Annotated in this window: 21 protein-coding genes; 7 read left to right on the forward strand and 14 right to left on the reverse strand. The window is 44.1% G+C overall.

Annotated elements, in window-relative coordinates:
* Positions 1–3: 3 nt before the first annotated feature.
* Both VL121_RS03660 and VL121_RS03665 read right to left on the reverse strand, forming a co-directional pair.
* Positions 4–1,248 carry a glucosaminidase domain-containing protein gene (locus tag VL121_RS03660; protein WP_325402263.1) on the reverse strand — a complete coding sequence of 415 codons (1,245 nt, stop codon included), beginning with the start codon at positions 1,246–1,248 and terminating at the stop codon, positions 4–6.
* Between the two features lie 11 nt (positions 1,249–1,259).
* A complete protein-coding gene (locus VL121_RS03665; protein WP_325402265.1) occupies positions 1,260–1,943 on the reverse strand; it encodes an O-methyltransferase in 684 nt (227 codons plus the stop codon).
* A gap of 116 nt (positions 1,944–2,059) precedes the next feature.
* Here VL121_RS03665 and VL121_RS03670 point away from each other — a divergent pair, with 116 nt between their 5' ends.
* From VL121_RS03670 to VL121_RS03685, 4 genes are all read left to right on the forward strand, one after another.
* Positions 2,060–3,340, forward strand: a complete 1,281-nt coding sequence (locus VL121_RS03670) for an acetyl-CoA hydrolase/transferase family protein (protein ID WP_325402267.1) — start codon at positions 2,060–2,062, stop codon at positions 3,338–3,340.
* 241 nt (positions 3,341–3,581) lie between these two features.
* The gene (gene rfaD, locus VL121_RS03675; RefSeq protein ID WP_325402269.1) at positions 3,582–4,574 is read left to right on the forward strand and encodes an ADP-glyceromanno-heptose 6-epimerase; all 993 of its coding nucleotides are present in this window, start codon (positions 3,582–3,584) and stop codon (positions 4,572–4,574) included.
* Between the two features lie 2 nt (positions 4,575–4,576).
* The gene (proC, locus tag VL121_RS03680) at positions 4,577–5,380 is read left to right on the forward strand and encodes a pyrroline-5-carboxylate reductase (protein ID WP_325402271.1); all 804 of its coding nucleotides are present in this window, start codon (positions 4,577–4,579) and stop codon (positions 5,378–5,380) included.
* Positions 5,381–5,536: 156 nt separating this feature from the next.
* Entirely contained in the window at positions 5,537–6,619 is a 1,083-nt protein-coding gene (locus VL121_RS03685; RefSeq protein ID WP_325402273.1) for a quinone-dependent dihydroorotate dehydrogenase, read from the forward strand.
* Here the strand turns inward: VL121_RS03685 and VL121_RS03690 are convergent.
* The 5 genes from VL121_RS03690 to VL121_RS03710 all read right to left on the reverse strand — a co-directional run bounded on the left by VL121_RS03690 (position 6,593) and on the right by VL121_RS03710 (position 10,537).
* Positions 6,593–6,745: a hypothetical protein gene (locus tag VL121_RS03690; RefSeq protein WP_325402275.1), complete on the reverse strand. Its 153-nt coding sequence runs from the start codon at positions 6,743–6,745 to the stop codon at positions 6,593–6,595. The two genes, VL121_RS03685 and VL121_RS03690, sit on opposite strands and share 27 nt — an antisense overlap.
* A gap of 343 nt (positions 6,746–7,088) precedes the next feature.
* A complete protein-coding gene (rimM, locus tag VL121_RS03695; RefSeq protein ID WP_325402277.1) occupies positions 7,089–7,610 on the reverse strand; it encodes a ribosome maturation factor RimM in 522 nt (173 codons plus the stop codon).
* 97 nt (positions 7,611–7,707) lie between these two features.
* Positions 7,708–8,142 carry a 30S ribosomal protein S16 gene (rpsP, locus tag VL121_RS21810; protein ID WP_324559521.1) on the reverse strand — a complete coding sequence of 145 codons (435 nt, stop codon included), beginning with the start codon at positions 8,140–8,142 and terminating at the stop codon, positions 7,708–7,710.
* 101 nt (positions 8,143–8,243) lie between these two features.
* A complete protein-coding gene (ffh, locus tag VL121_RS03705; RefSeq protein ID WP_325402280.1) occupies positions 8,244–9,563 on the reverse strand; it encodes a signal recognition particle protein in 1,320 nt (439 codons plus the stop codon).
* A gap of 104 nt (positions 9,564–9,667) precedes the next feature.
* A complete protein-coding gene (locus VL121_RS03710) occupies positions 9,668–10,537 on the reverse strand; it encodes a sigma-70 family RNA polymerase sigma factor (protein ID WP_325402282.1) in 870 nt (289 codons plus the stop codon).
* Positions 10,538–10,826: 289 nt separating this feature from the next.
* Here VL121_RS03710 and VL121_RS03715 point away from each other — a divergent pair, with 289 nt between their 5' ends.
* From VL121_RS03715 to VL121_RS03725, 3 genes are all read left to right on the forward strand, one after another.
* Complete coding sequence (locus tag VL121_RS03715; protein ID WP_325402284.1) at positions 10,827–11,207, forward strand: START-like domain-containing protein; 381 nt, start codon at positions 10,827–10,829, stop codon at positions 11,205–11,207.
* Between the two features lie 213 nt (positions 11,208–11,420).
* Positions 11,421–12,977, forward strand: coding sequence for an LptF/LptG family permease (locus VL121_RS03720; RefSeq protein ID WP_325402286.1), 1,557 nt, complete (start codon positions 11,421–11,423; stop codon positions 12,975–12,977).
* A 48-nt stretch (positions 12,978–13,025) separates the two neighbouring features.
* Positions 13,026–13,538, forward strand: coding sequence for a hypothetical protein (locus VL121_RS03725; protein ID WP_325402288.1), 513 nt, complete (start codon positions 13,026–13,028; stop codon positions 13,536–13,538).
* A 159-nt stretch (positions 13,539–13,697) separates the two neighbouring features.
* Here the strand turns inward: VL121_RS03725 and VL121_RS03730 are convergent, their stop codons facing one another.
* The 7 genes from VL121_RS03730 to VL121_RS03760 all read right to left on the reverse strand — a co-directional run bounded on the left by VL121_RS03730 (position 13,698) and on the right by VL121_RS03760 (position 24,978).
* Entirely contained in the window at positions 13,698–14,657 is a 960-nt protein-coding gene (locus VL121_RS03730; protein WP_325402290.1) for a DUF6807 domain-containing protein, read from the reverse strand.
* A gap of 2 nt (positions 14,658–14,659) precedes the next feature.
* On the reverse strand, positions 14,660–16,627 hold the full coding sequence (locus VL121_RS03735; RefSeq protein ID WP_325402292.1) for a plastocyanin/azurin family copper-binding protein: 1,968 nt from the start codon (positions 16,625–16,627) through the stop codon (positions 14,660–14,662).
* 114 nt (positions 16,628–16,741) lie between these two features.
* Positions 16,742–18,193, reverse strand: a complete 1,452-nt coding sequence (locus VL121_RS03740) for a 3-keto-alpha-glucoside-1,2-lyase-like domain-containing protein (protein WP_325402294.1) — start codon at positions 18,191–18,193, stop codon at positions 16,742–16,744.
* Positions 18,194–18,213: 20 nt separating this feature from the next.
* Positions 18,214–19,770, reverse strand: coding sequence for a RagB/SusD family nutrient uptake outer membrane protein (locus VL121_RS03745; protein WP_325402296.1), 1,557 nt, complete (start codon positions 19,768–19,770; stop codon positions 18,214–18,216).
* Positions 19,771–19,787: 17 nt separating this feature from the next.
* Positions 19,788–22,841, reverse strand: a complete 3,054-nt coding sequence (locus tag VL121_RS03750) for a SusC/RagA family TonB-linked outer membrane protein (RefSeq protein WP_325402298.1) — start codon at positions 22,839–22,841, stop codon at positions 19,788–19,790.
* A 47-nt stretch (positions 22,842–22,888) separates the two neighbouring features.
* A complete protein-coding gene (locus tag VL121_RS03755; protein ID WP_325402300.1) occupies positions 22,889–23,734 on the reverse strand; it encodes a sugar phosphate isomerase/epimerase family protein in 846 nt (281 codons plus the stop codon).
* A 2-nt stretch (positions 23,735–23,736) separates the two neighbouring features.
* On the reverse strand, positions 23,737–24,978 hold the full coding sequence (locus VL121_RS03760; protein ID WP_325402302.1) for an MFS transporter: 1,242 nt from the start codon (positions 24,976–24,978) through the stop codon (positions 23,737–23,739).
* Positions 24,979–25,005 lie beyond the last annotated feature (27 nt).

Consider the following 25,005-nt stretch of genomic DNA (forward strand, 5'->3'; position numbering starts at 1 on the left):
GGATCAATTTTTATAAATAAGCAGCTCCTGCCCGCTGCGAATTGCATCGCTCTGCAGCCTGTTCCATGCGCGAAGCTGCTCTACTTCCACCTCATATTTCCGCGCTATACTGAACAGCGTTTCTTTTTGCTGAACAACATGTTTTACTGACCGCAACTGAGCCGATGTATTAACGGCGGGCGCTGTTTGTTCTAATTTTGCTATCTCCTGTCCCGTAATATCGTTTCTTATTTCGGCTGCCGCGTGTTGCGCCGCATCCTTTTGCAAAAAAAGCCGCTGCCCTGCCACGGGCGTTTCATTTCCCTGCAGTTGGTTATAGGTTAATAAATGATCTAACCGTATACCTTCCTCCTGGGCAATATCATACAAAGTTTCCGCTTTTTGCACAACATGAAACGCATTGGCGCCCTGCCGTCTTTTTCGTTGCAAAAAGATCAACTGGTCTTTCCGGATGATGTCATCCGATTCGGTAAGCTCATTAAACTCAAGCAGGTGCTTATACCTAACGCCATATTGCTCCGCCATAGCAAGCAACGGGGTGCCTGCAAGCGCAACAACCACTCTTGTGTCATTTATTCTGAATGCTTCTTCGGGATATCGCAAACGCAGCGCTTTAACCGGAACTTCGGATTGCATATCCTCACTATCCTGAACCAACTCTGTTGCTGAAACAACAGGAGCTACCTGGTTATTAACAGCATACACCGGCGGCTCATCTTCTATTTTACGTTTTCCCAATGCTACAAGTGTATACAATTGAAGATCATAAGCCTCTATATATTTTATAAGCTGCTGCGTATATTTCGGGTTAGTAGCATAACCGGCCTTTTTCAATCCCTTTGCCCAATCTTTATAATCAGAGGGGTCAAGCTGAAAAAGAAAAGCATAGCGCTGGCTTCTTTTTAAAAAATCGGAATGATCCCGGTAAGAATCTTCGGCGGAAGCATAGGCCCGGAAACACTCTCCGCTTTCATCATCATCGTGATATACTTTATTGCCGCTCCACCCGGTTTTGCATTTAATACCAAAATGGTTGTTGGAACGTTTGACCAGGTCGCTTTCCCCGGCCTGTGTTTCTAAAATGCCCTGCGCCAGCTTAATAGAAGCAGGCACACCTGTACGCTGCATTTCCCGGATGGCCAGGAATTTATACGTGTTAATATACCGGATGATAGCGGGGTTCTGCGCCTTTAATGTGCTATGCACAAAAATGATGCATACCAAAAGAAGATTCACTTTTTTGATCATGGATTGACATTCTATTTTTTCATAATCAGCATTAAGCCGTCTCTAACGGTTAATAATACCTGCTCCACCCTGCTGTCCTGTTTCACATATGTATTAAACGCGTGAATGGCTTTCGCGTTCTTCCCTTCTATGTTTTTGCCAAGCACCCGGCCATGAAACAGCACATTATCTGCAACAATAAAGCCTCCCTGTTTCAGTTGAGGAAGCACCATCTCATAATAACTGATGTAATTCACTTTATCCGCATCAATAAAAACCATATCCCAGCTTTCGTTTAATGCGGGAATAATATCCAACGCATTTCCAACCTGCAATTTAATACGATCCTTTACAGTGCTTTTGTTAAAAAAGGCCAGCGCTTTCAATGCATCTTCTTCCCGTAACTCAATGGTATACAATAATCCATCACTACTTAGGCCTTTTGCAAGACATAAGGCGCTATATCCTGTAAACGTTCCAATCTCCAAAATGCGCGAAGGTCTGACCATGCTGCTGAGCATGCACAGCAATTGACCCTGCAGTTTTCCGCTAAGCATATGCGCATGCGGGTGGGTTTCATAAGTATAAGCGGCTATTTCCTGCAACAACTCATCCTGAGCGCCTGAAAACTGCTCCGCGTAAGCCTCCGCAAGCGGGTTAAGTAGTTCCACATTCATTATTCCGGCAAAGGTAAGGCCAAGAAATACCAAATGCAATTCCTGCAAGCTTTATGAACGAATAGCGTGTTACAAGATTGCCTTTTCTTCCTGCTGCTATCAGATTTATTTTAAATACTTTTGCTTCCATTCTGCAAAGCTAAAACGGAACCTATATGAAGCATTACGAGAAATCTGTTTCCGCGTCAGAAGCGGTGCAATGTATACAATCAGGTAACCGTGTGTTTTTACATGGCAGTGCGGCAACGCCCATTACCTTAATAGAAGCCATGCAGAACAGGCATGCGGAATTAAAAAATGTAGAATTGGTAAGCATTACCAACCTGGGAAATGTGGATTTCAATAAACCGGAGTACCGGAAAAGTTTCTTTTTTAATTCATTATTTGTTTCGGCTAATACGCGTGCCGTGGCAAACAGCCATGATGGCGACTATGTGCCTATATTTTTGAGCGAGATCCCGCAGCTTTTCAGGAAATCCATATTGCCTATTGATGTGGCATTAGTGCAGGTATCTCCTCCCGATGCACACGGCTATTGCAGCTTAGGCACTTCTGTTGATATAGCCAGGTCGGCTGTTGATACTGCTAAAACTGTAATTGCGCAGGTGAATCCCAATATGCCCCGTACTCATGGTGACAGTTTCCTGCACATCAGCAAAATAAACGCGCTGGTATGGGATGAAAGCAGCCTTCCGGAAGTAGATTATTCGCAAAAAGTGAACAGCAGTGTTGAGCAGATCGGCAGTCATGTGGCCTCTTTAATTGAGGATGGCGCCTGTTTACAAATGGGTATTGGCGTTATTCCTGACCAGGTTTTAAAAAACCTCGGTAATCATAAAAACCTGGGTTTACATACCGAAATGTTGTCGGATGGCGTTATCCCGCTCCTCGAAAAAGGCGTTATCAATAACAGCCGGAAAAAACTAAATATTGGCCGGTCTGTTACAGGATTTATGGTGGGTACCCGCAAGCTGTATGATTTTGTACACGACAACCCGTCTGTAAGGGTAATGGACATTAGCTACGTAAATGACACCAGCAATATCAGGAAGAATCCCGGGGCAACGGCTATTAACAGCGCCATTGAAATTGATCTTACCGGGCAGGTATGCGCCGATTCTATAGGCACATACCAGTTTTCGGGCATTGGAGGCCAAATGGACTTCATGCGCGGCGCTTCTTTATCCGAAAACGGGAAACCCATTATTGCTCTGCCATCCGTTACCTCAAAAGGTCTATCGCGCATTGTGCCTTTTTTAAAAGAAGGCGCGGGAGTGGTTACTACACGCGGGCATGTTCATTGGGTGGTTACCGAATTTGGAATTGTGGACCTGTTTGGCAAGAATTTAAAACAAAGAGCAAAGGCGCTGATCAGTATTGCCCACCCCGATCACCGGGAAGCGCTGGAAAAAGCATTTCGCTCGCGGTTTAAATAAAATAGAATTAGCTTTTGTACTACTATGGCTTCAGCAATAGGAAGTCTACTGCGGGCATTGGTTCAACCAGTTAACCCAAATCGGTACCCTTAAGTGTTATAGAACAAGGTAATAGGGATTTTGATTCTCCCCGTGCGGAAGGATACCCCGGTGAAGAACTAAAATTTCAGGTCTTTTAATTTCTTCATCTACATTTGCATTCCATTTATTTTGCACCGGCTATACGTGGGAACATCATTATATGAGCAGTACAGATTCAAAAAGCAACAGCATCGTTATTACAGGGGCCGCGGGTTTTATCGGCAGTTGCCTCGTATCCTTTCTCAACAGTAAGGGATTTGATAACCTTATCCTGGTGGATGAATTTGAAAGGAGCGACAAGCTGAATAATCTCCATAATAAAAAGTACTCCCATAAAATAGAAAGAGATCTTTTTTTTGAATGGCTGGAAGAAACGAAACCTGTGATTGATTTTATCTTTCACTTAGGCGCCCGTACCGATACCACTGAATTTGATTATGCCGTACACCAGCGGCTAAACTTCGAATATTCGCAGGATGTGTGGAATTATGCCATGCTGCATCAAATACCCCTGGTATACGCCTCCTCTGCAGCCACGTACGGGTGTGGCGAGCTGGGCTACAATGACGATCATAGTATAGTACATGCGCTGGAACCCTTAAATCCTTACGGCGTTTCTAAAAATGAACTGGATAAATGGGTACTCCGCCAGCACAGCGCGCCGCCTTTTTGGGCAGGACTTAAATTTTTTAATGTATACGGACCCAATGAATATCATAAAGGGCGTATGGCCAGTGTAATATTTCATGCTTTTAACCAGGTTAAGCAAAATGGTTATGTCAACTTATTCAAATCGCACCGCCCGGATTATAAAGACGGGGAGCAGTTGCGCGACTTTGTGTATGTAAAAGACATATTGCATATTTGTTACTGGCTCATGGCGCATCGGCCTGCTTCCGCCATTTATAATGCCGGTACCGGAAAAGCAAGAAGCTTTTATGATCTGGCGCTTGCCACATTTGCGGGAATGGGCATACCGCCCGATATTCGTTTTATAGATATGCCGGAAGATATTCGCGATAAATACCAGTATTTTACCGAAGCGAATATGACCAAATTAAAAACGGCTGGTTATACCAATGCTTTTTATACGCTTGAAGCGGGCATTGATGATTATGTAAAGCATTATTTAATTAAGGGAAACTACTATTAGCAATGAATAAAAAAATAGCCATTATTGGCGGCGGCAACCTCGGCACTGCCATTGCGGAAGGACTGATCCAGAGCGGGTTTGTTGCGCCCGGACATATCCTCATTACAAAAAGAAACCTTGCCACCATTCATTACCTCGAAGAAAAGGGTGTGCTGGTAAGTAATGACAATGCCGAGGCGCTTCGTTTTGCCGACCTTGTTATTATAGCCGTAAAACCTTTCCAGGTTAACGATGTACTGAGCGCTGTTCAACCGCTTTTTGATGAGAACCGGCATGTACTGGTTTCCGTTATTACCGGCATATCCACAGCGCATATTCACGGTATCTTAAACAAAAAAATATCTACTGTACGGGCAATGCCCAATACGGCTGTTGCCATACAGCAAAGCATGACCTGTATAAGCGCGAGAGATATTACCAGCGATCAGCTCAGTTATGTAAAAGAACTCTTTGAGCAACTGGGCAAGGTAGTTGTAATTGAAGAGAAGCTGATGGAGGCAGCTACTGTATTAGCTGCCTGCGGAACGGCATATGCCATGCGTTATATCCGCGCCAATATACAGGGCGGTATCGAGATCGGCTTCGATGCCGCTACCGCCAGCTTAATTGCGGCCCAAACAGTAAAAGGCGCCGCGCAACTGCTGTTACAAAAAAACACACATCCCGAACAGGAAATAGATAAGGTAACCACGCCCAAGGGCTGTACCATAGCCGGGCTGAATGAAATGGAACACCAGGGCTTCAGCTCCTCTCTTATTAAAGGGATTGTGGCCAGCTACGATAAAATTGCAACCGATAATAAATGAAGTATCAGTTTTCAGCAGTCAGGTATCAATCAGTTGAGAAGCTACTAACAACAGGCTGCATACGCCTTCTTTTGTATAACACGGGTACAGAAACTGTATTTCGTTTATGAAGAAAGTTTATTATGCTCCGGTTCCTTTATTAACTTCGCGCCGGTTATGTATACACTATTACGCAATATCCTTTTTCTTTTTCCACCCGAAAAGGTGCATTATTTTTCTATGAATGTACTAAAGGGGTTATGTAGCGTGAGCTGGATCAGGAAATGGATCAAAAGTTATTTTACGCCTTCAAAAAACGACCGCTTAATAACCGTTTTCCAAACCCGGCATGCTACACTCCATTTTGCTAACCCGGTTGGACTGGGAGCGGGCTTTGATAAAAATGCCAGGTATTTACGGGAATTGGAGTGCCTGGGATTCGGATTTGTGGAAATTGGAACGGTTACGCCAAAAGCGCAGCCGGGAAATGATAGGCCAAGATTATTCCGTTTGCCGAAGGACAAGGCGCTTATTAACAGGATGGGGTTTAATAATGACGGAGCCGCAGTTATTGCTGAAAGATTGCGCCAATGGAAAAACCGGCAGGCTGTTGCAAAAAATACATTACCGTTAATGATAGGCGGCAATATTGGTAAAAATAAATTAACATCCAATGCCGATGCCTGGAAAGATTATGCACTATGCTTTACCGCTTTATTTGATTTCGTTGATTATTTTGTAGTGAACGTTAGTTCGCCTAATACCCCCGGCTTAAGAGCGCTGCAGGAAAAAGACGCACTCAGGAAAATTCTGCTAACCCTGCAAAATATCAATATTTCAAAACCACATCCCAAACCGATATTACTGAAGATTGCACCCGATTTAAATGATGCGCAAATTAATGATGTTATTGAACTTGCGCAGGAGATACAGTTAGACGGCATAGTAGCCACCAATACTACCATCAGCAGGGAAGCACTACGTACACCGGCTTCAGTGGTTAAGGCAATAGATACAGGCGGACTGAGCGGCAAGCCCCTGCAGCAGCGCTCAACACAAATTGTGCAACAAATTACGCAACAAACAAACGGCACAATACCCGTTATAGCCAGCGGGGGTATATTTAATGGTAGTGATGCCGCGGAAAAACTGGCTGCCGGAGCAACACTGGTACAGGTATGGACCGGTTTTATTTACGAAGGGCCCGGGATTGTAAAAAAAATATGCCGGGAACTAATAGCTGATCAATCCCTCAGTTAATGCTGCATCAATTAAACGTTTCCTGTTATCGCTTTCCCTGAGATCACGCAACGCATGTAATATTACAATAGCAACGATAACCAGTAATAAGGTAATCATGCTTCCGGGCTTTTTTTTGCTTCTCATGTTTTATTTGTACTTAATAAGCCGCAGCCTGTGTGCCATTTTTTGCTACCCTGCAAATAATTCCTGCACATCTACCTGCAACTATTAAGCCAATACTAAAAATGAAAAAGTAACCGGAATATTTTCATGAAATAGTGTTAAGTCAGGCAAATGATGTCTGTATGTTATCGTGAAAAGTGAGAGGATAGAAATGAACAGGCAATACCCGCCTGCCCGGCTGAGCCATTCAGGCCGCGCTGAGCAACGTTCGGACGTGGCAATAGTAAATTCACCGCTCGCCATTCAATATTCGCCACACTCACTTCTCACGATTCTCTTCTCACGTTTCACGTCTGACCCAGCACTAACTGCTTTTATATATTTCCAGCAACCCATCCGGCAGATCAACAAATACCTTTTTGTTTTTATTATCTACGCTTTGTAATGTTTGTTCATGCAGGGGTATTAATACTTCCTTTCCTTCTAACAAAATTTTGCATAACACCTGGTGCGGCTGTTCTATTATTTCCGCTATTACACCAATGTCCTCACCTTTATGTATTAAATGATAGCCCAGCAAAGCAATAGGCGCCGACCGGGCAGCGAATTGCTTAAAATCCTTTTCTTCCATCCACACTTCTTTCTGTACTATTTTCAGCGCTTCCTCGCGGGAAGCGATGTCTTCCAGTTTAAGGTATATTTCCTTTTCGCTTTTTATACGAGCGGATTGAACAAAATAAGGCAAAAATGATGTTTTGCGATCTTCCATGAAGATGGCTTCTATACCTTTAAGCGAAGTTTTTTTACCGAGACTGTGTAAAAGAATGGTTTCACCTTCCAGGCCAAACGCCGAAACAATTTTTCCTATTTTAAAATATTCGGGCATTTCGTGAAATTCATTTTTTTCGCAAGATAGCAAAGTGTTCAATAAAAAAGCCCTGCATGATGCAGGGCAATTTAATTCAGTTGAAGCAACTTTATAATCAGTTACTTTCTTCTTCTTTTTGCTCAGTTTTCCTGGGCACAACCGGTCTTCTCGGCCTTCTTGCTTTTGCAGCTTCTTCCTGTTTCTGCCTGATGTTGCCTTCATGTTCTTCGTGCCATTTCTGGAACTTGCCCATAGCAGTTGCTTCATCAAATAAACCCAGGCTTACGCCCCGCAGCAAATGTTTGAGATACAATACGCCCTTGTAAGATAAAATGCGGCGAACCGTATCTGTTGGCTGAGCCCCTTTTTGCAGCCAGTCCAGCGCTTTTTGCCTGTCTAACTGAACAGCAGTAGGTTGCCCCAATGGATTGTAGGTACCGATCTTTTGGATGAATTTTCCATCCCTTGGCGCACGGGCATCGGCTACCACTATAAAATAGAAGGGTCTCTTCTTGCTCCCGTGACGTTGTAGTCTGATTTTAACAGCCATAAAAAATAAACATTTTAAATGGGTGATGATTATGGTTTCTTTCTTAAGGTTTGCGAAGATATGTCTTGCAAACTATTTACAAAAATTAAAAGTACAAAAAATCAACGTTTTCCCAAACCCATTCTTCCCACCGGCATCTTATTCATCATTTTCATCATTTGTTTCATCTGTTCAAACTGTTTCATAAACTGGCTTACTTCGGTAATATCTTTCCCTGCCCCTTTTGCAATGCGGGCCCGCCTGCCGGGGTTTATTACATCCGGATTGGCCCTTTCAAAAGGCGTCATAGAATTAATCATCGCTTCTATGCCTTTAAAAGAATCATCACTTACATCAATATCCTTTACCGCCTTGCCCATTCCGGGTATCATTCCCATCAGGTCTTTTATATTTCCCATCTTTTTTATTTGCTGCAACTGGTCCAAGAAATCCTGGAAATCAAACTGGTTTTTCCGCATTTTCTTTTGCAGCTTGGCGGCCTGCACCTCATCAAACTGCGCCTGGGCCTTTTCTACCAAAGTAGTAATATCGCCCATCCCCAAAATACGCTGCGCCATCCTTTCCGGATAAAACACATCCAGCGTATCCGGCTTTTCGCCGCTACTGATAAATTTTATCGGTTTTTTAACAGTGTATTTAACAGAAAGCGCGGCGCCACCACGGGTATCGCCATCTAATTTAGTTAGCACTACGCCGGTAAAATCAAGCCGGTCGTTAAACGTTTTAGCCGTATTCACCGCATCCTGCCCGGTCATGGCATCTACCACAAAAAGAATTTCCTGGGGCTTAACCGCACTTTTAATATCCTCTACCTCCTGCATCATCACCTCATCTACCGCCAAACGCCCCGCCGTATCTATAATAATTACATTCTTGTTTTTACTCCGGGCTTCTCTTATCGCATTCTGCGCAATGGCTACAGCGTTCTTATTTTCGGGTTCACTATACACATCCACCTGTATCTGCTCACCTAATATTTTCAACTGATCAATTGCTGCCGGGCGATAAATATCCGCAGCAACAAGCAGCGGCGATTTTCCTTTTTTTGTTTTAAGATAATGTGCCAGCTTGCCGCTGAAGGTAGTTTTACCACTTCCCTGCAACCCGGCAATCAAAATAACAGCAGGATTGCCGGTACTGTTAAATTCACTTTCCGAGCCTCCCATCAGTTCCGCCAACTCATCCTTCACTATTTTAACCATTAACTGGCCGGGACTTACCGCCGTAAGCACTTTTTCGCCAAGCGCTTTGGTTTTTACCGTGTCGGTAAACTCTTTGGCTATCTTATAGTTTACATCAGCGTCAACCAGCGCACGGCGTATGTCCTTTACCGTGTTGGCAATATTCAATTCGTTAATCCTTCCTTCGCCTTTTATTTGCTTAAAGGCTGAATCTAACCGTTCGGATAATGACTCAAACATACAATGGCTTATTTAATCATTTTTTCACATAAAAAAAGTGAACAGTATTCAATTGTTCACTTTTGAAAACATTGCAAAGTTAAGCAAAGTAAAGATGAGTAGAATTATGTGCCCAAATAAGTTTTTAGGAGTTTACATCTTGAGGTTGTTCTGAGCTTGGTGATGGCCTTATCCTTTATCTGCCGTACTCTTTCGCGGGTAAGATTGAACCTTTCACCTATGTCTTCCAGGCTCATAGGATTATCGAAACCTATGCCAAAGAAGAAGCGTATTACGTCCTGCTGGCGGTCTGTTAAGGTATGCAGGGACCTTTCAATTTCTTTTTTTAGTGACTCGTGATGAGCTATTTTAATATCCACACTGTCGGCATTAGGATTCACCATTACATCAACCAGCGTACTGTCTTCTCCGTCCGACAAAGGCGTATCCATGCTTACATGCCTGGCAGCCACACCAAGCGTTGCCGCAATTTCATCAGAATCCATGTCGAGCAAATCCGCCAGTTCTTCCGCGGAGGGCTCCCGCTCATACTCCTGCTCTAATTGCTGAAAAGCTTTATTAATCCGGTTGGTAAGCCCCACCTTATTGAGTGGCAGGCGCACAATACGGGATTGTTCTGCCAATGCCTGCAGGATGCTCTGGCGGATCCACCATACCGCATATGATATAAATTTAAATCCTCTTGTTTCATCAAAACGCTGTGCGGCCTTGATAAGCCCTAAATTACCTTCGTTAATAAGATCCGGAAGTGATAAACCCTGGTTTTGATATTGCTTGGCTACAGAAACCACAAAACGTAAATTGGCTTTGGTTAGCCGGTCCAGCGCTTTCTGATCTCCCTGCTTAATAAGTCCTGCCAGCTTCACTTCTTCTTCAGGACCTATCAGCTCTACCCTGCCGATCTCCTGCAGGTATTTTTCAAGACTCTGCGATTCACGATTGGTAATAGACTTCGTGATTTTGAGTTGACGCATACTCATATGCAGGAATATTTAAGAGGTTTACTGGAATTCATAAGTATATGAATTCTTCTATAAAACGCTGGCTACCATAAGAAATTGCACTTACTCAGCAATTTAAGCAAATAGCAGATAGCAGAAAAAAATATTATTCCCTGAGGATCAGCCTGTTCCTCTTCAAAATAACCGATACAACCGTTTTGTTACCTGCTGAAAGAAAAAATAATCCCTAAAAAACTTTGATGCTACTATTATTTTTATATTATTGCAGGTTAACATGAGTTTCGCTTAACAAGAATGACAAATGAGTAAAAAACAGCTATATACGTTAGAATATCCCGTTCGGTGTTCGCCTTCTATACTCTATGAGTTTCTTTCCACCCCCGCCGGGCTGCAGGAGTGGTTTGCCGATAAGGTTGATGAAAGAGATATGGTTTTCAGCTTTACCTGGGAAGGCTCTACTGATAAAGCCGAAGTGCTGGAAGGTGAAGAAAATAAATTTATACGCTTTCACTGGTCACACGCCCCAAAAGAAGAATACTTTGAGTTTAGTATAGAGAAGTCTGAAGTTACCAATCAAACCATACTGGTAATCAAGGATTTTGCCGAAAAAAAGGAAGTCGCAGATCAAAGCCGTCTATGGGATTACCAGGTGAAAGAATTATTTCATCGTATAGGAGCTTAGGCTATCGGAGGCCGAGCGCTTTAATGATATTGAAAAAACTTTTCGAAAATTTTCGTTCCGCTTCTTCCCATTGCTGCAAAGAAAAATAAAACGGTTCTTTGTTAAAATGATACGCTCATCTGTAACCCAACGCAGTTCATCTGCCGAAAACTGTATTTTTGCATTATTCACCGGCTAAAATTATGGCAGTACAAAACAGTAAGTGTAAAAACCGTGATTAAAAAATTAGATAAGCTTGTCATTAAATCCTTTATTGGTCCGTTTATCGTTACTTTTTTTATCACCCTGTTTGTGCTGGTACTGCAATTTTTCTGGAAATATATAGATGACCTGGTAGGGAAAGGACTTGATTTTTTTACCATCCTGCGTTTAACCAGCTATGTTACCGCCACAGCCGTGCCATTAGCATTACCCTTAGCTATTCTGATATCGTCTATTATGACCTTTGGCAAACTGGGAGAAAGTTTTGAAACCGTTGCCATAAAATCAGCCGGCATACCGCTACTGCGCTTTATGCGGCCTTTATTTATTATTTCCATCCTTATTTCCGGGGTTGCTTTTTCATTCTCCAATTATATCATCCCTGTGGCGCAGCTAAAGTTTCAAACCCTGCTGTACGATATAACGGTTGCAAAGCCTGCCTTCAACCTTAAAGAAGGTGTATTTTTCAGGGAATTTGAAGGGTATACCATCAAAATCGGAAAAAAAGACAAGGACAATACCACTATCCATAATGTTATCATTTTTGAAAGGAATTACAGCCTGCAGGATAATATTATTACTTCCGAACAGGGCAAAATGAACATCAGCGCCGATAAAAAATTTCTTGAATTTTATTTAGAGAACGGGTGGCGCTATGAAGAAAGAGGCCCTTCCTACACGGTGAACACAGATTATATAAGGTTAGGTTTTAAGCACTATAAAAAGGTATTTGACCTGAGCTCATTTAAAATGATGCAAACCCCCGACAGTCTTTTTAAAGATAATTTCAGGATGCTTAATATAAGGCAGTTGAATAAAACCATTGATTCACTAAAGAAAACAGCCGGCAGCGATATAGAAAAGAAAACAGACAGGGAGGTGGGCATTAACTATACTTTTGTGAAACGGGAAATCCTCCCCCGGGAAAAAGAATATCCTGTTACAGAAAAGGTTTCGGCCTCAGCTATCCATATCCGCCAATCGAACAAGCCGCTGGCGCCCAAAAAGCCTCAGTATAATCCTCAAAAAAGCAGCGTAGTATTGGCCCTCCAGCCACCTGAGGGCATCGGATACGCCCTGTTACTTCCCGATTCAGCCAGGCGTTCTGTAATTACCCGCGCTATTGACAGGATAAGCAGCCAGAAAAACAGCCTCGACATTATAGCGGAAGAAGCGCGGATGAAACAAAAAGACCTCCGCTTTCACCTTATTGAATGGCACAGAAAGTTTTCACTGTCTTTTGCCTGTGTTGTTCTTTTTTTAATAGGCGCGCCGCTGGGTTCTATTATCCGCAAAGGAGGAATGGGTATGCCTTTGGTAATAGCCGTTATTTTCTTTTTAATTTTTCACCTTCTTAATATGTTTGGCGAAAAGTTTGTGAGAGAAGATATTACTTCCGCTTTTTCCGGCATGTGGCTCTCTACGATGGTATTGCTTCCCGTAGGTATCTTTTTCACCTATAAGGCCATGCATGATTCGCAGCTATTCAATAAAGAGTTTTATTACCGCTTTTTCAAAACCTTGGGTTTGCTTCTTAAAAAAATGAAAAGCGCAAAAGCCGGGAATTGATTTTGGCTTACCTTTATTTACCTGGCTGTTATTTTAGTAAAACAACATATGACGAACTGGAAAATCATTGGCTTTTTTTTTGCCGGAACCGTCTTTTTCTTACTGCTGCTTCAATTACAGGGAAGGCAGCTCATTACACCACTATCTCCTTCAGGCATCCTTTCACTGGAGTTCAGCCATAACGCATTGCACACTCAATCCATAGTAAATGCATGGGAAGCTGCACCGCGGAGCACATTCCGGGTTAATATGCTGCTGGATTTTTTGCTTATTCCTTTTTACGGACTTTTTCTTTATTCAACATGCGGATATTTTGCTGTTCATTATCAACCAGGCTGGGCGCAAAGATTAGGCGTATTGCTGGCTTTCGGAAGTTTGCTGGCAATGGTTTTTGATGTGATAGAAAATATTGCCATGAGCTTTTCCGTTCATTTTTCTGCCACTGCTTTTACCTCGGCAGTGACCACTACCATGGCCGCAATGAAGTTTTTACTGATAGGTTTAGCGCTCATATATATCATTCTTTCTGCAGCATTCCTGCCTTTCCGCAAAAAAAAATAGTAGTACAGGGTTTAATTGGCTCAGCCTTTGCCAGAACCTTCCTGTAACGGTTAGACCAGCAAAGGCTGATATATGACTTGCTTAAAAATGTACAGGTTTATATGCTCTTATTTAAGCGCTCAAACACCTCATTGCCCGCATAAAGAAACACCGGAATGCCTAATGAAATGCCTGTGACATTTGGTCAATCTGCTCAACAGATGGCTTCCCATCGTGAATATAAGTTTGATATTTTAAATGCAGTTTTTCCCCCTTATGCAGGAACAGTGGTCCATCGAACAATATAGATGGCGTAAAGAACAGATGTTGATCCGCGGCATACCAAATATACCAGGGAGAGGGATACCTTGGATTGTCCGGGTAATCAAAAATGGTTATCCCAACTAAATGCCCCGGCTCATCAGCAGTTGAAGCTGTTACATCCATCCAGGTCGCTTTCTCACCATAACCGGTAGTATCTTCAGTATTATTCCAGCCGTTGGATGCGCGGAAAAGAGGTTTCCTGAGCGTGGCGGCACCTCGTAACGACAAGCCGGCGTATCCGCCCCATTTCACTCCGCCATGTTTAGCCGGTTTTTCAAGATCAAGCTCCACTTTTTTCAGGGCAGTAAAAGACTGATCCCACGTAATAGCATATCCTTCAGAACCGAGTGGGGAACTGATATGCAGCACTCTTCGTTCTTCAATCGTTGGCCCGTTGTTGTCTTGGTAAATAATATCTATTGTTATCCTGGCAGAAAAGTCCTTATACAATTTGCTGCTGACATTTTTGATGAGGCTACGCCCTTCGGAAACACCTGCCTTTACATCTTCTTCCCAGTAATTGATACCATTTATCTTTTTCCAGGAAAACCATAGCCCCCTGTGCCAGGGATGATCAGCAGGTCTTTTAAGTGCGATATCCTGTCCTGATGGGGTTCGCAGGGGGTGGAAGTAGGGTTTGTCTTCCGCAGGGTTGAAATTCAGTTGCCACAATATCTTATCATTCCGTAAAAGAGCGATGTGCTGATCGTCCCTGCTCCATCTTACGTTATCCGTTACTGTGCGGGTTGCTGCAAAGCGACTGCTTAACAAGATGATAATTGCCAGTCCCGCTAAAGCGGTATATATTATTTTCATAGCTACTTTTTTACATTCAAGATGCCCCGCATAACCAGATAGTGACCGGGATAAGTACAGATATAAGGATATTTTCCTTCTTTTTCAGGCGCCGTAAAATAAATGGCTTCCTTGCTGCGGGGTTGTAGCAGGCTGGTGTGATACAGCACCTTGCCGGATACCGGGACATACTGCATATTAACGCCTTTTAGCCCCAGGTCTAACGCCGCCTTTCCAATTTCATCTGCGGTGCCCGGGGAAACCAATAGCCAGTTGTGCTGCATGTCGTCATTATTATTAAAAACAAGCCTGATTTTTTCGCCCGGTCTTACCGTAAACTGTTCAACATCAAATTTCAACCCGGGCTCTGTACCTAATGTTAAGGTGCGGTCAGGGCCATTTCTCCAGGATGGCGGCATTTTTGTAATATGTTTGGCCGGCGCTATTCCTCCCCTGGGAGCACCAGCTTTTTCTACAATACTGCTATCAGCGGTAGCTGCCTTTTTTTCAGGAATAAGGATTACACCATCCTGTTTGATATCCAGCCCGGCTCCTTTGGGAATACTATTCAGGCTGTAGTATCCGAAATTGTGCAGCAAGGCTGATCCTTTTTCAGACAGGATACCGGCACATTTTATCTCATGGATATAACCTTCTCTTAATCCATCCAGCACAAGCCGGGCAGAAAGCCCGTCCGGTGCAACTTTAACCGCCTTAATGGGGCAGTCCTTTTTATCCTGCACTTCACTGCCATAGGCCATATGGTAGAGATAATCAAACCCTGAAATTTCGTAACTATCCGGGTTTTCAGCCGTTTCTCTCTTTACAGGTAAGGTAAATTCCAGTACGAAGCCATCGGGCATAGCTTTGACAGATCTTATTTCAAAAGGCGTTTCTCCGGTCCAAATTAGGCGCTGCAGCCCCCAACGTTCGGGGCCTGTGGAATTCCATCCTCTGTCAGACATACCCACATAAAGAGATTTATCCAATCCCCATTCGGTTCGAAGGATGCCAGACATAAATCCTTCCCTGAAAGGGAATACAACGCCCTGGTACTCCCCGTTGATTTTTTCAAGGAACACGCGTAAAATTTTCGGATGCCCCTCATCACCAACAAATACCTGGTCTTTAAAAAAAGACCCGAAGGCCCCGGAACTATCGGCAATGATACTGGAGTTGGATATCCCTAAGATGCCATGCGGGAATCGCACAGAAGGAAGCTTCATGCCGGGTATTTTTTGGACTGCCTGATGTAACATAGGTTCGTTGGTGGGAATATCTGAAGGTTTCAGATGCACGGTTGAACCCGGCTTGTCTGCAGATTTAAGGCTGGAAGGGTGACCGAAGAAATCACCTTTCCTCACATAAGAAATGTAACCGGTACCAACCCAACCTCCCTGGTTTTCGGCATAGAAAATATCACCATCGGCATTTTTCCCTATCCCTGCCGGGGAACGCAGCCCGGCCGCATAAGGCTCTAATTTACCATCTGGGCTTACCCTTATCATCCAGCCACGCCAATCAGAATGACTTCCCATTTCACCAAAAAAAGGCTCCCTGTTCGACATGCCATTATCGGCAAGATTCAGATTGATATAGAAATAACCATCCTTACCAATAACCGGCCCATGATTGTATTCGCAATAGTTACCCGTCAGCGGCCAGGTACATACCGTTTCAAAGCTGTCTGCCCGGTCATCCCCGTCAACGTCAACAACCCGTGTAAGCTCTGATCTCTGGGCGGTATACAGCGCTCCGTCTTTCCATGCCAATCCAAGCGGCTCATGCAAGCCGGATGCAAATAGTTTAAACCACGGCCTGCCTCCAGATGGATTTTCCACCAGCCATATCTCACCTCTTCTTGTACAAACAGCCAGGCGGCCATCGGGAAGCATTGCCATTCCGCCTACTTCAAGCAATACACCCTCCGGAGGCCGGATGGTTTGTAGTTTGTAAAAATCATTTTCTGTCTGAGGCCTTCCGGCTGGCATCGGAGCATGATTATTGTGTTGAGCTTTCAGTATCGAAGCAGCCGTAATTTGCAGAACAAAAAGCACCAATATGTTTAAACAGATTTTCTGATTTGTTTTCATAACCTATTTAATTTACCAGATGTATGACCACGTTAAACCCTGCGCACTTAAAGCGCTTGCGGGAATTAATAATTCTTCTCTTCCATTGATGTTCCTAAGAATAGCGCCACGCTGTTTGTTACCATCGAGACGCAGGTAGTAGCTTTTATTGTTGATGGCATACAAGCCGTCTTCAAGCTTCTCAATTTTATCACCTGCTGCAAGCCGGATACACAGGTCGTTCCCTGCTGCATTATTGCCGAATTGCAGCGTTCTGGTTAAAATCCGGTTATCATCCGAAGGAACTGTTCGGTCGCTGATCTGCAATCCATTGAAAGTATAGTTAAAAACTGGGCGCCCCTGTTTGTCCAAAAAATATCCTTTGAGCTTATACTCCTGTTGCATCAATTGCGGCCAGGGCGCCTGGCCGTTTGCGAGTTGTGCAAACAAAGGTTGGGAAGGAAGGCTGATCACACTGCCCAGGGGACGTGCCAGTTGAATTTCTCCACGGCTTTCCCACATCGTTGTGGCATCAATAAAATCTCCTTTCCACAAACGGATAATAGAACCCTGTTCCAAATTAATGCCATAGTGGATTTGCCCCGGTTCTCCAATAACGGCACAAACGGTCATCTTCCTGTCTTTTTCACCTAAAAAGCATCGTTGTATAATGGTTTTGTTAACCGGGGTAACGACCAGCGGAACTTTGCCATTTATGGGTACAGGTACAGGCATCAGCACCTTCTCTATTTCGCGGTCTTCGAAAAAAGCATAATGAATGTTTTTGAACGCCATGCGGTTACCTGTTGAAAAAACGAGCGGGCCTGTTTTGCTTTCACTTTTAAATGGTGCATCGGAAGCAATATAAGGAAGTATTATACCTTCATGGATAAGAACATCGTTCAGAGCAACCTGTAATAAACGTGCATTTGATTTTTTATTCCCGTTTGCATCAAATTGCGGCGCCTGAAAAACCGCACGCAGGTGTTGCCACAATCCGGGCGCTCTTGCTACATTTGAACGGGGAGAGATATTCAGGGCATGCTGAATTTCACCAGCATTTGATTTCAAATTCTCATTGAGAATCGTTCCACAGGCTTGTGCAATGGAATTTTTGTTGGTCCAGCTATCTGTCAGGCGTATCCCGTATCTTCCCTGTAAATAAACGGTTACTGAAGCATGCGGAGCAAGCATAAAGTCAAATTCAAGCAGCATATTCCCGTGCTCCATCTTCGTAATAAGTGGAGCCTGGTTGTTGCCGGATGAAATATTAAGCAATATGCCTGTTCCCGCTTCCTCCTTCAATTTGTTTCTGAACGGGTTGTACCATATATCGCCCGCAATCTTCCAATCGGGAGCATTATCTGCAAAGGCTGTTTTATCTGTCATTCCTATCTCCTGGTATGCGGGCTGAGCCTGTGCGTGTAACGTCAGGATGAGAGAGCAGGAAAAGATAATTATATTGAACAAATAGTTGGTTTTCATTTTGTCAAATATTTCGTTAATCAATAACCCGGATTCTGCTCAAGTTTGGGGTTCCGTTGCATCTCGTTATCAGAGATGGGATAAAGGAGATGATGTTCCTTATAGGTAGCCCCCCATGGATTGGTATGTCCCACAACGTTAACAAAATTAATATTTCCTCCAGCGCTTCCAACCGGGTATAAACGTGTACGTTGAATGTCGGACCATATGCGATAATCCAGCGCCAACTCGCGATACCGTTCTTTCCATACTTCTTTAATGAATTCATCTTTTGTCAGGCCTGATAATGTGCTTTCAATTTCATTCCTGCTTGTATTCCAATATGCCCTGGCTCTTACATCTGCCAGATATTTTACAGCTTCCTGGGTAACGCCTTCAGTGAATGCAATTGCTTCTGCCGCGATCAGCAGCACTTCCGCATAACGGTATACCCGCATGTCTTGTCCACCCCTGGCAGTTTCATACAGCGCAACTGTATCATAAAATAAATATGGAGCGTATTCACCAAATTCAAAGTGTTCCCCCCGTACATCAACTGATTTAAAAAATAGTTGCTGATTTTGAACTCTCAGATCCTTCGTTTCATCATATAACGCAATATATTGATCGGTTGGCCTGTATGCATTATAGGTTCGGGAATATTTTAAACCGGGGGGCCTTATACTGCCCGGGAGGGATACGCTCGGGCTCGAAACGCCATATATTACCGGGTCAAACTCGATAGAAAAAACATATTCACTTTCCTTATCTGAAGTGCGCATTACATTATAGGCGCTTTTTTCCGGTAAAGCCCCATTTTGGATGAGCTGATAGCTACCGCTATTAATAATTGATTTTGTTATTGCTGCAGCTTTGGCATAGTTGCTTTCTGCATGTAAAGGGTAGCCAGACATTTGTAAGTATACATCGGCCAACAAAGCAGAGGCAGCGCCTTTCGTAATTCTAAAATTATTTGTTACAAAATTATTGTTTGAAAGATTGTCCTGGTTAACAGCCCATTCTAAATCCTCAACAATAAGGTTGTACACTTCAACTATCTGTGCACGATCCACATAAATGCCTTCAGTATTAAAATAGGGTTCTGTTACAAGAGGAACTCCGCCAAAATTTTTTACCAGAAAAAAATAATTAAATGCTCTAAAGAATTTTGCTTCTGCCAGTAATTGATTTTTTTCAGCATCGGGTATACCGGGAATATTCGGAATATATTTGATTGCCGTATTGGCTGTTGCAATAGCGCTATAGGCGCTTGACCACCATCTGTCCAGATACTCCGACATATTTTGTGCGTTGAATGATAAATTCTGTGCGCGGAGCGGCTCAATTCTCTCCCCTTTAGCCTCATTGTCAAACAGCCCTGATATGTATCCTCCCATCATTGCAATACTTCCTGTAAAACCACCCGGATCGTAGAAACCGGTAGCGCCGCTTTTATAAAGTGTATTTACAAAACTCCTGCCTTCTCCGGCCGACTGAAAAAACTGATCTAAGGACTGCTCACTTTTAGGTTCTTCAATCAGGAACCGCTCGCATCCAACCATTAACAACGCTGTTATAATAAACATATACTTCTTCATGATTAATTCAGTTTTAATTATTTAAAGCGGACATTTATCCCGAATGTGAGTGTCCGGGCTTTGGGATATTCATAGAAAAAAATATTCTGTCCAAAATTATCGCCATGCCAGGTTGAGGATTCCGGATCATATCCTTTAAAATCTTTGGAATGGATAACAAACGCATTTTCCAGGCTCAGGCTAACTCTTAGCTGGCTCAATCCCATTGTGGCAAGCATTCTTTGACCAAAGTTGTACCCTACAGAGAACAGGTTGCCTCTGATATAAGAGCCATCGCAAATCCAGCGGGTGTCGGGCTGAAGGTTTTGGCCGGAAAGTACTGTGTGACGGATCCGTTGAACCATTGTATTCTGCTTATCAGACGTCCAGGCATCGTATAGCTGAGTGCTGATCCCGTTAGTGAGTCCCTGGCGATCTTCAGCGGTTGCAAGAAATTGTTGCATGATGTCGGCTCCCAAAGAAACCTGGAGGTCTATCAAAGCGTCAAAGCGCCCGATATTAAAGCGGTTAAAAAGTCCTCCGGTAACATCCGGGATTCCTTTCCCGATAATGGTTTTCTCGGTAGACCGTTTAGCTTCTCCCGGAATGGCGCCAACCTTAGCCGCCTCTTCTGCCTCATCACTACCCCACACTCCTGACCTTTCATACCCCCAGAACGAGCTAACGGGCTCGCCTACCCGTAAAATAGTCTGACTTCCCGCAACCCAGTTCGGACCGGGAAAAATATCTTCATTGTTTAGTCCAAGACTTTCAATCCGGTTTTTATTATAATTGAAGTTAAGGGTAGTTGACCAGGTAAAATTTTCAGTATTTATATTCCTGCTAGTTAATTTAAGGTCAATGCCTTTATTGGATACTGAGCCAATATTGTCTGTGATCGAACCAAAACCTGTAGAAGTGGGTATAGGACGGTCCAGGATCAGATTATAGGTTAATTTATTATAGTAATCCGCTTCCAGCAACAACGCCTGATTAAACATGGTTAACTCAATACCTGCATCGAACTGCCGCGTTCTCTCCCATTCAAGATCAGAGTTTGGAAGACGTTGTGCAAAGCTTCTGGCTACTCTTTGCCCGCCGATCAGGGTTGTACCGGAGCCAATGGTTGCCAGCGAACGATACAAACCGATTTCCGTATTCCCGGTAACGCCAAAAGATGCGCGCAGCCGAAGGTGATCTATAGCTTTCACATTTCTCATGAAATCTTCATTCGAAACCAGCCAGGATACCCCGCCCGATGGGAAAAAGCCGTATTTATTGTTCTTTCCGAAACGGGAAGAGCCATCCATTCTTCCCGAAAAAGTAGCTGTGTACCTGTCTTTGTAAGTATAAGTGGCACGGCTGAAATAAGAGTTCATTGACCAGTCATTGGCATAGGATGTTGACGGGTTTTGGGTTGAAGCCGCACCTATATTATTAAAATTGAAGAAATCATTGGTAAAGCCTCTTGCGCTCATAGCGTTCCCGCTGGCAAGGTTTTGCTGCCAACTTGCCCCTAACACCCCGTTCAACCGGTGCGACCCAAACTCGCGGGTATAGGTAAAATAATTCTCGTTCTGCCAGTAAGTTTGTTTCCCATTGCTGATGCTGGCATAGCCATCCGGGAAGCCCACTGTGATCATATCAGTAGGCGCATAATACCGGTTCTCTGATAAATAGTTATTGATGCCGACCTGGGATCTGAACTGAAGATAAGAAGCCAATTTAAAATCGAGAAACAGGTTGCCAAACAACCGCGTTCCGTTGGCCAGGTTATCTTCTTCCAGGAGCCGGTGTACGGGGTTGGGCTGTCCTTCGAATGTGAAGCCGGAGATCTCCGTGCTGTTAGACCATGTACCTTCAGGCCATTTAACAGGAAAGATCGGGGGCACTTCAGTTATGGCTCTTGAGGCATGAAAACCGCCACCTGTTTCGGAAACGTTATTTGCCCATGTTTTGGTTATCGTTGTATTTGTTCCCAACGACAGCCACTTCGCCAGGGATACATCGTAAACCAATTTAACACTTGCACGCTTTGTCCATGAATTTAGATAGATTCCTTCTGCATCAGTATAATTCAGGAAAGCGCCGAAAGAACCGGACTCACCTTTGGATCTGACACTGAGCTGGTGATTGTGAGTAAGCGCTGTTCTTGTAGCCTCTTCTTGCCAATCTGTATCATATAACGGGTTACCCTGCGCATCGAAAATCCGCCTGTCACTCAAATCTATTACCGGTTCCTGGCCCGGAGCATAATTTTTGAAAATGGGCGCATTTTCATAACCGATACGTTGCACTTCCATAAACTCCTTAGCGTTCATCACATCTATTTTCCGTGCTAATCTCCCTATGCTGAAGTCTCCATTATATTCAAGTCTCAGCCCTTTTTCGGTACCTCCTCTTTTAGTAGTTACCAATATAACCCCGTTGGCGCCTCTTGAACCATAAATAGCTGTTGCCGAAGCATCCTTGAGTACTTCAACGCTTTGAATGTCGTTTGGATTCATGGTCTCAATATTGTCGAGGGCCACCCCATCTACTATATACAGGGGATTTGTGGATGCATTGATCGTACCGATCCCGCGAATGACAACGCGGTTACTCCCGGTTGGAGAGCCTGAATTTGTAGATATCTTTACGCCCGACACTTTGCCTCTCAGGCTTTGCAATGCATTAAAACCGGGGTGTTCCTCTAATTCCCTTCCCGAAACCACGCTGACCGACCCGGTCACTTCGCTTCTTCGCTGGACTCCGTACCCGACAACAATTGTTTCTTTAAGGCTTTGAACATATGCCTCTAAAGTAACATCAATTACCGACCGCCCGTTTATCGTTATCTCCTGGGAAGTGTAGCCAACAGATGAAAAGATCAAAACCTCTGCTTCATCCGGGAGAACGATCGTATATTCTCCGGCTGCCCCAGTTGCAACACCTGCCATCGTTCCTTTCACAATGATGTTTACGCCCGGAATCGGTTTTCCACTTTCAAGCTCCGTTACTTTACCGGAGACGGTTTTTTTCTGTGCATAGCTGCTACTCCACGCAAACAGGCATAGCACTAAAAAATAGCTAAAACGTGTTAATTTTTCCATTGTAGTGGTTTTGGTTTTATTTGAGTAGATTAATGATTTATATCCGGTTATTTGATCAGCAGATTGCCGAGCGTGCTTTCTAAAAAACGCAGGCTCCGTTCCGCTTCATCAATCGTTCCGCATTCCACGCTTAGAAAGATTTCCCTGTTCACAGGCTCCATGATCTCAAAAACCTTATCCCAGTTTACCATGCCTTCGCCACACGCGCAACCAACAGGAGTGCCAAATACCTTTCCTCTTTCTTTTTCTCCGTGGCTCATGCTGATGTCTTTGGCATGGATATGATATACGTGATCCCGCACGACCTGAAGCCCGTTGTAGGGGTCTTCTATACCGGCCAGGTACGAGTTTCCGGTATCCCAGTTAACGCCTATCCAAGGAGATTTTACCAGGTTAACAATCCGCATTAAGCCTTCTGCAGTGCTGGTATAAACACCATGGGGTTCAATACAAATATATACCCCGTGCCTTTGTGCAGCCAGGCTGGCCTTTGTGAGCGTGTATTTCATCACTTCATGTGCGAAATGATCATCCATCCAGTCGGGTTTTATCATTTCATCAGTGTTTACAAAACGGGCATCCAGTGTATCGGCAAGGATAATCGCGCGGGTAAGGCGGCTAACCGCAGCTTCGGGCTTCATCAGGGGACTATGCCCGCTGAGACTACTAACGGTAATGCCATAGCGATCACAGGTCTCTTTCATCAGCAACGTATCCTCCTCCATTGAAAATGAATGAAAGTATCCTACCTCGCTCAGCAATTCCCAACCGGTATGCACCATGGGTTCAATGTAGCGGTAGCCGAGGTCTGCCGCCTGCATGACGCCTGCTTCAAATCCCATGTCTGCGCTGCGGCAGTACTCCATGTTAAGTGTAATTCTGAATTTCGCCATTGTTATTTTTTTAGTGATGATATTTTAAGTGATGGCACCTTTTTCAGGGATCGTATTTTCAGCATGCCGAAAGCCACGATCAGCACCGCAGGGATCGCAGATATAAAGAGTAAGGTGCGAGCTCCCGCTGCAAGCTTCACCTGTTCGGGCGATAGTCTATTATCCGTTGCGGCAATGAAGGTGAGCTGGTGGTCATACAACTGGCCAAAATACGGCAATACAAGGGCTGTTGACAGCAGCCCTGCACCGCCCACTAAGGACAATCCAAGCGGACCCGTTTTGGGCAGCTTCTCCGATACGAACCCGATCATTGTGGGCCAGAAAAAGCAAATACCTATTGCAAAAACTCCTGCTGCGGCAAACGTAACATAACCTTCCGCAGAACCTAGCCAGTATAACCCAATGAAAGAAAATATAGCAGAGAAAAGCAACAACCCTGTAGGAGATAGCCTTTGCAGGATAAACCCCGCATTTGCCCGCCCCACTGTCATGATACCGTTAATGAAAACCAATAACAATATGGAAGGCACGCCAACTGCAGAGAGCAATTCAACGATCCATTGATTTGTGCCAAGTTCCGTAGCGGCCGTAAGGAACATGCAAAACAGCATAAAAATAAAAAGTGGCCGCAGGCACTCCCTGATCATTTCCCTGTTTGAAACGCCCATTGAAACACGTTCGGACCTGGGGAACTGCTGCTTCAGGAACATGATCCCATACACAATTGTGGGGGGCAGCATTACCGCCATCTGCATTTTCCAGCCAAGATCCAGCAATGTCAGCAGATAAGCCAGCACGCCACCGATCACTATCCCAGCGGGAAACCAGATATGCCACGCGTTGATCTTTCTTATTTTGTCGGTGGTATACATGCTGCTGACCATTGCATAGCTGGCTGATTCAACGAAACCATTTCCCAGTCCCACCAACAGGGTTGACACAAAGAGTGACCAGTAGCCGGTAGCATAAATGGTAAGAATAATTCCGGCAACGTGGCCAATGAATGCCAGTATATACATTTTTCCCAATCCTATCACATCACATAGAAGCCCGCCGACAAGCATAGCGGCCGTAAATCCCCAGAATGCCGCGGAAGCTATTTCCCCGATCGCTTTTGGAGTGAGCCCGAACGCTTCGCCCAATGGACCCATAAGATTTGCCCTGATAGCAAAAGTGAGCGCCGTAACAACGAGGGCAAGGCTACATGCATTGAAAAGCCGCCTTTTGTTGATAGCTGTTTCCATATATCGTATAGTATTAACCCCGTTATC

It is taken from the genome of Agriterribacter sp. (assembly GCF_035497235.1).
GTDB lineage: Bacteria > Bacteroidota > Bacteroidia > Chitinophagales > Chitinophagaceae > Agriterribacter.